7 protein-coding genes are annotated in these 10068 nt (G+C 64.7%); 4 read left to right on the top strand and 3 right to left on the bottom strand.

The window, feature by feature from the left end:
- Positions 1-322, top strand: a 322-nt coding sequence (locus C2L80_RS14155) for a hypothetical protein (RefSeq protein ID WP_204600547.1), incomplete at its 5' end; no start/stop codon positions are given.
- Positions 323-1159: 837 nt separating this feature from the next.
- On the opposite strand, the gene C2L80_RS07155 is transcribed toward C2L80_RS14155, so the two are convergent.
- From C2L80_RS07155 to C2L80_RS07145, 3 genes are all read right to left on the bottom strand, one after another.
- Positions 1160-2452: an MFS transporter gene (locus C2L80_RS07155; RefSeq protein WP_087197766.1), complete on the bottom strand. Its 1293-nt coding sequence runs from the start codon at positions 2450-2452 to the stop codon at positions 1160-1162.
- Positions 2453-4323: 1871 nt separating this feature from the next.
- Entirely contained in the window at positions 4324-5145 is an 822-nt protein-coding gene (locus C2L80_RS07150; RefSeq protein ID WP_087197769.1) for a MerR family transcriptional regulator, read from the bottom strand.
- A 12-nt stretch (positions 5146-5157) separates the two neighbouring features.
- Positions 5158-5823 (bottom strand): GNAT family N-acetyltransferase, encoded by a 666-nt coding sequence (locus C2L80_RS07145; protein WP_087197772.1) that lies wholly within the window; start codon positions 5821-5823, stop codon positions 5158-5160.
- A 223-nt stretch (positions 5824-6046) separates the two neighbouring features.
- Between C2L80_RS07145 and ptcA the strand changes: the two genes are divergently transcribed.
- The 3 genes from ptcA to aguA all read left to right on the top strand — a co-directional run bounded on the left by ptcA (position 6047) and on the right by aguA (position 10052).
- Positions 6047-7078 (top strand): putrescine carbamoyltransferase, encoded by a 1032-nt coding sequence (gene ptcA, locus C2L80_RS07140; protein WP_103262917.1) that lies wholly within the window; start codon positions 6047-6049, stop codon positions 7076-7078.
- A gap of 76 nt (positions 7079-7154) precedes the next feature.
- Positions 7155-8654, top strand: a complete 1500-nt coding sequence (locus C2L80_RS07135) for an APC family permease (RefSeq protein ID WP_087197775.1) — start codon at positions 7155-7157, stop codon at positions 8652-8654.
- Positions 8655-8930: 276 nt separating this feature from the next.
- Positions 8931-10052, top strand: coding sequence for an agmatine deiminase (gene aguA / locus C2L80_RS07130; protein ID WP_087197777.1), 1122 nt, complete (start codon positions 8931-8933; stop codon positions 10050-10052).
- Positions 10053-10068 lie beyond the last annotated feature (16 nt).

The raw sequence follows: 10068 nt of genomic DNA, 5'->3' as shown, positions 1-10068 counted from the left end.
GTGCCCAGGTCGGGCGGGGAAAAGGTGGGCGGGTGTGCCGGTTGCGCGGCGCGTGACGGAAGGGGGGGCTCCTGATCGAAGGGCGGCGGGTAGGGCGTTTGTCCAGACGGGGCGCGAGGCGGGCGAGGTGCGTCCGGCTGAGCGGCGCGTGACGGAGGGGCACCTGATCGAAGGGGACGGCGGGGCGGGGCATCCGAGCGAAGAGCGTGCTGAGCAGCCGGGATGCGGGTGCGCTTCGGCTGCGAAGCGGGTGCCGGCTGCGAAGAGAGCTGGGCGCGCCATTGTTGTGAGGCCCCCCTATCGTTGCGAGGCGCTCAGTTGAATGACGGGATGGTGCGTCTTGCCATGGGCGTGACGTGCCGCTGCGTTTTATGGCGGGACGGGCGGGCAAGCGCATTCGCTTTGCAAGGGGATAAGGATGCGAGGAGGCTGACGGCGCGTGCAAGGGTCACAGGGTGTGAAGAGAGAGCGGGTGCGTGCAAAGGTCGCGGAGTGCGAGGAGAGCGGGGGGGGGGGAGCGGGCGGGGCGCGTCAAAGGCATCTTGCCGTTCTACGGTAACGGATCCCCGATTTTTCTTCGATATTGTACCGGTTTGGGTTCCGGATTGCTGCTCGGGCGATTAGAAGAGCCTCTTTCGCGCCTTTTCTGTTGCAAATACAACAGAAAAGGCGCATTCAATGCCGCGAAACGGCGATCTTCTGCGTATGCGCGAACATTACGGTAAACTATCGAAAATTAAGAGCGATTTCATGACCGAAAGCCGTAGAAGCACGACCGCTGCCGAGCATTCTTTGTCGATGTCGGCTGCTCAATGCGCGAGGGCCTTTTGCGAAGGGGCTTGCTACCTTGCTTGGGTCGTTTTGCGGCGCGGTTTTCGCCGGTCGCTTTCCGAGGATCGCTCACATTGCTGCACTGCGCGTCGTTGCGCTGTGCGCTTCGCTCGCGTCCCTTCGGCAAAAGCCCCCGCTTTTTCTCATGCAAGGGTTTGCTCCTGCCGGGCCGTCGTTGACAGAGACAAGGTCGGCCTATGGTGCAAACCCCTCCTGCTGCGGAGAACCCCTTCGTTCGACGGGTTTTCCGCGACGTTTGATCGCAAGGGCCCTGTTCAGGATTGGACGAACGTGCATGCGCGTCAATCTTTGCTTGGCAGGAAGGGGACTAGAGCGTTGGATCTGCTTCTCGATTGTCGTGTTCGGCTGCCTCTTTCACGCTTGTCGATTCGTCGAGGGTGCGCATGCTGCGTGCGGCAAGCGCGAGCGCCGTGATGGCCAGCCAACAACCGACGAGGCCAAGCGCCGCTGCGGCCTCGCCAAACGCCGTGACGGCGGCTGACGTGGCGAACACCGCCACCGGCGCGGCTGCCAGCACGAGGGAGTTCTGCGTGCCCAGTGCGCTGCCGCGCGACGCTTCGGGGATGCGGTCGAACATGAAGAATCCGAGCAGCGCCGACGCCGGCCCTGCGCTTACGCCGAGAAGGATCGCGCCCGCCAGCATCACGGGGAAACTTGGCAGCGCGCCCAGCACCGCCACACCAGCCGCCATGCCCACGAGCGAAAGCGCGTACCACGACCTCCTTGAGAGCCGCGGCGCGAGCGCGGCGTACGCCAGCGAGCTGACCAGAAGACCGAGCGACATGGCCGACAGCACGTAGCCGAGCAGCTCGGGGTGGCCGTTTTGCGTGAAGTGCACAGGCAGCACGAGGCCCTGGAACGACCCCATCACCATGACGATGCCGAAGGTGAGCAGGGTGGAGGTTGTCAGCACGCCGTCGGTGCGCAGCAGCACGCGCACGCCGGTGCGCAGCGCGTCTGCGGCGGCCGCCACGAGGCCGCGCTTTTGTTCGGTGGCCGCGGTCGTGTCGGCACGCTGCCCCACGGCGCCCACCGCGCGCGGCAGCGTGCAGGTGACGAGCGCCGCCAGCGCCGAGAGCGCGGCCGTGAACCACAGCGACGGCACCCCGCCGACCATGCCGATGAAGAGCGCCGCCAACGCGGGACCGACGACGGCGACGAGCGAGTCGATCGATTGCGACAGCCCCATGAAGCGCTGCAGGTCGGTGCCGTCGCGCTTCGCGACGGCGGGCAGCAACGCGTCGCGCGCGGTCATGCCGGGGACATCGCCAACGGCTCCCATCAGGCCCAAGACGACGAACCACCAGAAATTCAGCCCCCAGAGCGCATCGACCACGGGAATGAGCGCCACGCTTGCCGCGGACACGAGGTCGGACAGGATGGAGATGTCGCGGCGGTTGAAGCGGTCGAGCGCCGCGCCTCCCGCGATGCCGATGAGCATTTGGGGGACGGCGCAGATGAGCGCGAGCGTCCCGGCGGCAAGCGCGTCGCCGGTCGTGGCCAGCAGGATAAGTGGCAGCGCCACGCCGGCGACGGAGTTGCCGAGCAGCGACAGCGCGCTTGAGGCGAGGAAGCGGGGTGCGATGCGGTGTTCGTGCATGAGGGGTCCTTTCTGCTCTGTTGCAGTAAAAACCATGACGCTGCGTCGGGGTCAAACGCCGTTGTGAAGAAACCGCGCATGTCCGCACGGCCCTATCCGTCGCTGCGAGGCGGGGGCTGGGATGCGCGTTCGGGGCGGTGCGTTGAGCCGAACTGGTGCCGCCTCGGCAATGAAAAGCGTCGCCTTCTGCCAAACCGCCATTGATGCGGGCCGGACTGGTCTTTGTCGATCTTGGTTTGACAAAGGAAAACGCCGCTTTGCGCTAAACCAGGATTGATGCGAACTCATGCTTGCCGGATTCCGAGCCGAGCCTTTCTGGTCGGGCACAGTGAACGGCCTAGCCTCTGTCAATGGCGACCAAACAGAGGGAGATGGAGTCCGCTGTTAAACCAAAATTGACACGAACCCGCGTTCGCCGAAGCCTCCTCTGAAGCCCCCGGTCGGGTGCTTCGGAGGAGGCTTCCCGCTTGCCGGCTGGAACCTCCAAAGCGATGGCGGGGCCTTGCGCGACGAGCCGACCTGTCCCATGTCAGTCCTGGTTTAACAGCGGAAGATGGAGGCGGTAGCGCAAAATCACGGTTAAGAACGATTTTCTCGCTCCTTTTGAGACTGTTTTTGGAGAAACGCCAGGTCGCGACATTCCACTCGGCTGAAAAATCGTTCTTAACCGTGATTTTGTACTGGAGAGGTGTCCCCTCTATGGTAAGCAAAAATTGACACGAGCTCGCGTTCGCCGAGTCTCGAGCCGAGTTTATCCCGATCAGGCTCGATATCGGAAGAACGCAAGCTGCGTTGATTCCGGTCTGTCATAGGCTTCGGCCCGAAACGGCAGAGCCTTGACCGGCGGGCCGACCCGCTTATCAATCCTGGTTTAACAGAGGCCCCTCGTGGCAGGTTTTGACGAAAAACCGCGGTCGAAGGGGAGGCACCGAGGGCGGCTCTTCCTCTCTGTTTTGGGAAATGCCTGGTCGCGCCTGCGCTCGCGCGCCCGCATGCCGCAAGGGCACGTGAGCGATCGCGGATTTCCGTCAAAACCCGCCACGAATGGGCATTCTCTCTGTAAATCTTGGTTTGGCAGAGAAAAGTGCCGAAACTGGTACGGATTACGTTTTGTGTATGGCTTGCAGTGGATCAATACGGTCGGTTAAAGGCATTTCCGCAGGTCGTTTTCTCCGCAATTCCCTCAAACGGTCTTTCGGAGAGCGAAAGCCTATGCACAAGACGCGATCCGTGCCAGATCGGGCGGTTTTCGCTGTTAAACCAAGATCGGCATGGGCCAAATCGGCTTGCCGCGCAAGGCCCCGCCATCGCTTCGGAAGTCCCGATCGGCAAATGCGAAGTCCCCGAAGCACCCGATCGGGGGCTCTGCTGACGATCCGGCGAATGCGGGTTCGCGCCGATGGAGGTTGAGCAGCGGAGAGTGGTTTCGCATGTCGAGAGGGTGGCGCTCGAACCCTTCGGTGGTCGGGGATTCCGGTCGGCATCGAAGGGGTGGCATAAGGACGGTGTCCCATCCTTTCGCCACCCCTCGCCGCCATCGCGCGTCTCGCCGCGACGATGGCTCCAGATGCGTGAAGATCGCCGTCGCGAAGCTCTTCCGGTGCGCATCGGAGCGACAAAGAGTTGTTTCGGCGGGAAGGCCCTTCGGCCACCTGGGGCTTTTCCGACGGGCGATCCTGCTGCGATGGCGGCGCGGCAAGTAAGGGCTTCGCAGCGGCTATCTTCGTGCATCCGAGGCCCCTCGCAACAAAGCGAGGCCTCTCCGCAAGGGAGGGGGCTGCCTTGCCGCGAGGGCTGCGCGCCCTCAGCCTTCAACGCCTGCCGAAAACCGTGCGCGCCTGCCGCGCTCTGACGGGCGCGACGGAGCGTTCTCAGCCCGTCGCCGCTTCGGCGGCGCGGTCGCGGACGCGTTGCTCCAGCAGGGCTTCGACGCGGTCGCTCACCTCGATTTGCGCCGGGTTCATCATCTTGCGCGCCGAGGCGTCGATAAGGCGCTCCACCTGGTTGTAGTCGCGCAGCCAGATCGCGGGATCCAAGCAATCGATCACCTGCGAGAGCAGCGCGAACGCTTCGTCCACCAGTTCGTCGCGCTTCGATTGCGGGGCATCGGCGGCAAGCGCGTCGCAACGCTCGCCGATGGTGTACAGCTGATCCGACAAGCCGCGATCGCGGACGGCTGTGAAGATGCGCATGACTTCGTCGAACTCGGCGTTGTCGTAAAGATGCGCGGCCAAGAGCATGCCGGCGCGGTCGGTGGTATCGACGCTCGCGGCGCGCCCGGCATCCCGCTCGATGTCGCGCACGACCTCCATGAGCCGTGCGCCTCGCTTCGGCATGTCGGGCAAGCTTCGCTCGCGCTTGATCTCGGCGATGGTGTGCCGCTGCCGCTCAAGCCGCTCGATTTGCCGAGCCAGTTCCGCGTCGAGCTCGTCAAGCTGGCGTTCGGCTGCGGAAAGGCCCCCGTCTGCCACGGCATCGGCATCCAGCTCTTCCAGCATGCCGCCGATGCGTTCGAGCGGAAACCCGAGCGAGGCGAGCCGCTTCACGCGCAGCACGCGCACGAGGTCATCGATATCGTAGTCGCGATAGCCGTTGTCGCTGCGCGCCGGTTCGGGCAGAAGGCCGATGGCGTGATAGTGGCGCAGCGCCCGCACGGTGACGCCCGCCAAGCGCGCGACTTCGCTCGATCTCATCGCATCCTGCTCCTAGCGCGGCCGACGGATCATAAGGCGCTCTTCGATGGGGAAGGTGTCGCTGCTGCGGCGCTCTACCGTCTGGAAGCCGAAGTGCCCGTACAGCTGTTCAAGCCGGTCGGTGTAGCAGTCGAGGTAGCAATCCAAGCCGCGCTCGTCGGCATGGGCGAGAAACGGCGTGATCAGGCGTCGGAACGCGCCGCTGCCGCGTTTCTCGGGATCGACGCCGATGGAGACGAAATAGATGAAGTCCTCTTCCGCGCCCGCTCGCTCAAGCGGCCAGCTCGTGTCGGATAGGGACTCCATCTTCTCGGCGCGCGGTTCCAGCGCCGCGGCCTCCTCGGCGGTGAGCGCTTCGGCCAGGAGCATGCCCGATTTCTCCTCGAGTTCGGGCCAGGTCGCATCGCCTAGCTCGCTGCGCAGGTAGGCGTTCGCCGCGCCTGAGCGGTCGGGCAGCGTGTAGACGCACCCGTAGGGTGCGGTCACGGCGTAATCCGCTTGAATGACGGCGCGGGTGATCTCGAGCTTGCGCTCGGGTCGGACGTCCAGTTCGTCGAGGGCTTCAAGCCAGGTGACGTACCACATCTCCTCGAGGAAGCACGTGCCCACCATACGGGCGAGCGCGTCGAGCTCCTCGGTTTGGTCGGCTTGGACGGTGACAAGTCCGGGCAGGTTCATGGTCGCTTCCCTTTGCGGTTCGGTTTCGGTTTCCCCTCGATTCTCGCACGACCTTCCCTTCTTGTCGAGCCGGCCCGTCCGTGCGTCGATACTGGCCACACGGCGCGGCCGCACTGCAATCCGGCCGCGCCGCTGCGCTGCCCGTCGTCAGCCGACCGCCGCTCATTCCGCGTGCGGCTTGCGACGACGGTTCGTCCGTTTCTATCCCAAAGGAGGATCATCGATGACCGCCAAGGACTTTATCGACACCAACGACTTCACGAAAGACGAGCTGCTCGACATGATCGAGCTCTCGCGCGTGCTCAAGCGCTGCGTGAAGGCGGGGTACTTCCCCGAGCTTTTGAAGCACAAGACGCTCGGTATGATCTTCCAGCAGGTTTCCACCCGCACGCGCCTGTCGTTCGAAGGCGCCATGGCCGACCTCGGCGGCATCGCGCAGTTCTACGCCCCCGGCAGCATCCAGCTGGGCGGGCACGAGACCATCGAAGACACGGCGCGCGTGATGGGCCGTCTGCTCGACGTCATCGAGGCGCGCGTCGATCGCCACGAGGATGTCGTCGAGCTGGCGAAATACGCCGAAGTGCCCGTCATCAACGGCATGTCGGACTACAACCATCCCACGCAGGAGATGGGCGATTTGCTCACCATGATCGAGCATCTGCCCGAGGGCAAGCGCATCGAGAACTGTAAGCTCGTGTTCGTGGGCGACGCCACCCAGGTGTGCGTGTCCGAGATGTTCATCTGCTCGAAGATGGGCATGGACTTCGTCCAATACGGGCCGAAGGGCCATCAGATCGGCGATGACTTGCTGGCCGTCGGGCGCAAGAACTGCGAGGAGTCGGGCGGCAGCGTGACCGTCACCGACGACCGCGAGGCCGCGCTCAAAGACGCCGACTTCGTGTACACCGACGTGTGGTATGGCCTGTACGACAAGGAGCTGTCCAAAGACGAGCGCATGGCCATCTTCTACCCCACCTACCAGGTCACCGAGGAGCTTATGGCGCTGGCCGCCCCGCATGCCAAGTTCATGCACTGCCTGCCCGCCACGCGCGGCGAGGAGGTGACCGACGCGGTCATCGACGGCGCGCAGTCCATCTGCTGGGACGAGGCCGAGAACCGCAAGCATTCCATCCGCGGCTTGCTCGCGTACTTCTGCGCCCAGGCGCATCTCGATCAGCCCGAGGCCGACGACGCGCGTGACCAGCTGAACTACCTGCTGGAGGGTTTGGGCAAACAAGGCGTTCCGACGGCCTAGAGGCCCTCGTGCCCCCAAAGGGAACGGATCCCTTTGGGGCGTTTTCGGATAGCTCGTTTTCGAAAGAAGGAAACCTATGGCAACGAAGAAATTCCGCTTGATCGACGCCATCCTCTCGGTCATCACCGTGGTGTTCGTGGCCGAGGCGGCGGCTCCCGCAGCCGCCATCGGCAACTCCCAGTTCTTCTGGTGGATCTTCCTCATCATCGCGTTTCTTTTGCCCTACGGGCTTGTGGTCAGCGAGCTGGGCACCACCTACGACGACGAGGGCGGCCTGTACGACTGGGTGCGCCGCGCGTTCGGCGACCGCTGGGGGAGCCGTGTGAGCTGGTACTATTGGATCAACTTCCCCTTGTGGATGGCGTCTTTGGCTATTCTGTTCCCCGAGACGATCGCGCTCATCACGGGCTTTGAGCTCGACCTTCTCCCCGCGCTCGCCATCGAGCTGGCGTTCATCTGGATCGTCGTGTTCCTCAGCTTCTCGAAGGTGTCGGACTCGGCGTGGATCCTCAACCTGTCGGCCGTGCTCAAGGTGGGCATCGCGCTTCTGGTGGGCGGTCTTGGCATCTGGTACGCGCTGACCTTCGGCTTCGCCAACGACATGGCGCCCGAGACGTTTCTGCCCTCCTTCGACGCGAACGGCCTGACGTATCTGTCCATCATCCTGTTCAACTTCATGGGCTTCGAGGTGATCACCACCTACGTGGGCTCGATGGAGAACCCCAGCCGGCAGATTCCGCGCGCCATCATCGCCGGCGGCATCGCCATCGCCGCGCTGTACCTGTTCAGCTCGTTCGGCATCGGCGCGGCCATCCCCGCCGAGGACATCTCGCTCGATTCGGGCATCATGGACGCGGTGGGCATCATGGCGGGCGTGGGAAGCGCCCTGTTCGTCGTGGTGGGCATCGTGTTCCTCGTTACGCTGTTCGGCAACATGGTCAGCTGGTCGTTCGGCGTGAACTTCGTGGCCGAGCACGCCGCGAAGAAGGGCAACATGCCCCGGCCCTTCGCGCGCGAGAGCGAGAAGAACCAGATGCCCACCGGCGCCGCCGTCATCAACGGCGTGGTGGCGAGCGCGCTCGTGCTGTTGGCGCCGGTCATGGAGCTGGCCGGGTTCGACGGGTTCTTCTGGATATTCTTCTCCATGAACATCGTGTTTCTGCTGATCAGCTACATTCCCATGTTCCCGGCGTTTTTGAAGCTGCGCCGCGTCGACGCCGCCGCGCCGCGCGTGTTCAAGGTGCCCGGAGGCCGCGGCGTGCTTCTGGTGGCCACGTGGCTGCCCGTGGTGCTGCTCGTGCTGTCCATCATCGCCACCATCGTGCCGCTCAACGGCTCGGAGGAAGAGATGTCGAAGATCCCCATGCTCATCGGCGTGATCGCGTTCGTACTCATCGGCGAGGTCGTGCGCGTGGTGTCGGCGCGCGGGCGCACGGTGGAGTACCGTGGCATGGACGCAAGCGGCGATCCGCTGGCGTTCGATGTGGCGCAAGGCTACGTGGAGATGCCGGAGTCGGAGAAGATTGCGGTCGAGGAGGATCGGGTCATCGGGCGCGAGCCGCGCGATCTGATGTAGCGGGCCCGCGGTCCTTCGCATCGAGCGTCGAACGCCCGCGGGCCGATCTTGTGCATCGCGCGTCGCGAGGACTGGCGCGGCGTGCGATGAGCGCGCGCCGTCTGCGAGGCTTTCGCTCGTCGTTCGCCTCCGGCCTTCCCTCGCGGCGTGCGTCGTGCGAGGCGGTTTTGCAAGCGCCTGGCGCGCGCCGCGAGGGAAGGGCGCTTCTCGGCTTTTTGGCCGCCCTTCTCCTTCCCCTCTTTCTTCCCCTTCCGCAAACGACAGAAAGGACCTTTTATGAAGACCATCTACGAGAACGAATCCACCCCGAAGGCCGACGGATTCCGCATGCCGGCCGAGTTCGAGCCGCAGACGCGCGTGTGGATGCTCTGGCCGCACCGCACCGACAACTGGCGCGACGGCGCGAAGCCCGCGCAGCGCGCCTACGCCGAGGTGGCGCGGGCCATCGCGCGGTTCGAGCCCGTCGTCGTGGGCGCGAACCCCGAGGACTACGAGGCCGCGCACTACGCGCTGGCCGGCGAGGACAACATCCTCGTCATCGAGATGTCCTCCGACGACGCGTGGATCCGCGACTGCGGCCCCACGTTCGTCGTGGACGACAACGGCGGCCTGCGCGCGGTGCACTGGCACTTCAACGCATGGGGCGGCCTGGTGGACGGCCTGTACTTCCCGTGGGATCAGGATGCGCTCGTGGGCATGAAGGTGGCCGACCTCGCGCGCGCCGACCGCTACCGTCCCGACTCGCTCGTGCTCGAAGGCGGCTCCATCCACGTGGACGGCGAGGGCACCGTGCTGACCACCGAGATGTGCCTTCTGTCCGAAGGCCGCAACCCGGAGCTTTCCCGAGAGCAGATCGAGGATTACCTGCGCGACTACCTGAACGTGGAGAAGGTCATCTGGATCAAGGACGGCATCGACCCCGAGGAGACGAACGGACACATCGACGACGTGGCGTGCTTCGTGCGCCCCGGCGAGGTGGGGTGCATCTGGACCGACGACGAGACCAACCCGTTCTACGAGGCCGCCCATGCCGCCTACGACACGCTGTCGAACGCCACCGACGCGAAGGGCCGCCAGCTGAAGGTGCACAAGCTGACGATGCCGCAGGTGCCCACGTACATGAGCGCCGACGAGGTGGCCGCCATCGACGTCGTGGAGGGCACGCTGCCGCGCACGGTGGACGACGTGGCCATCGCCTCGTACATGAACTTCCTCATCGTGAACGGCGGCGTCATCGTGCCGCAGTACGACGACCCGAACGACGAGCTGGCGCTTGAGCAGGTGCGCGCCATGTTCCCCGACCGCGAGGTCGTGGGCGTGCGCACGCGCGAGATCGCCTACGGCGGCGGCAACATCCACTGCATCACCCAGCAGGAGCCTGCGCCGCAAAGCCGCTAGGACAGGCGTCGGCGGG

The sequence above is a fragment of the Rubneribacter badeniensis genome (assembly GCF_002899695.1).
GTDB classification, from domain to species: Bacteria; Actinomycetota; Coriobacteriia; order Coriobacteriales; family Eggerthellaceae; genus Rubneribacter; species Rubneribacter badeniensis.
Note: the sequence above shows the minus strand (reverse complement) of the source record. Positions and strands in the feature narration are given on the sequence as shown.

Bases quoted from the DNA above. Each gene is read 5' to 3' on its own strand.
- C2L80_RS07150 (WP_087197769.1), bottom strand. From the start codon at position 5,145: ATGAGATCGAGCGAAGTCGCGCGCTTGGCGGGCGTCACCGTGCGGGCG.
- aguA (WP_087197777.1), top strand. From the start codon at position 8,931: ATGAAGACCATCTACGAGAACGAATCCACCCCGAAGGCCGACGGATTC.
- ptcA (WP_103262917.1), top strand. From the start codon at position 6,047: ATGACCGCCAAGGACTTTATCGACACCAACGACTTCACGAAAGACGAG.
- C2L80_RS07145 (WP_087197772.1), bottom strand. From the start codon at position 5,823: ATGAACCTGCCCGGACTTGTCACCGTCCAAGCCGACCAAACCGAGGAG.
- C2L80_RS07155 (WP_087197766.1), bottom strand. From the start codon at position 2,452: ATGCACGAACACCGCATCGCACCCCGCTTCCTCGCCTCAAGCGCGCTG.
- C2L80_RS07135 (WP_087197775.1), top strand. From the start codon at position 7,155: ATGGCAACGAAGAAATTCCGCTTGATCGACGCCATCCTCTCGGTCATC.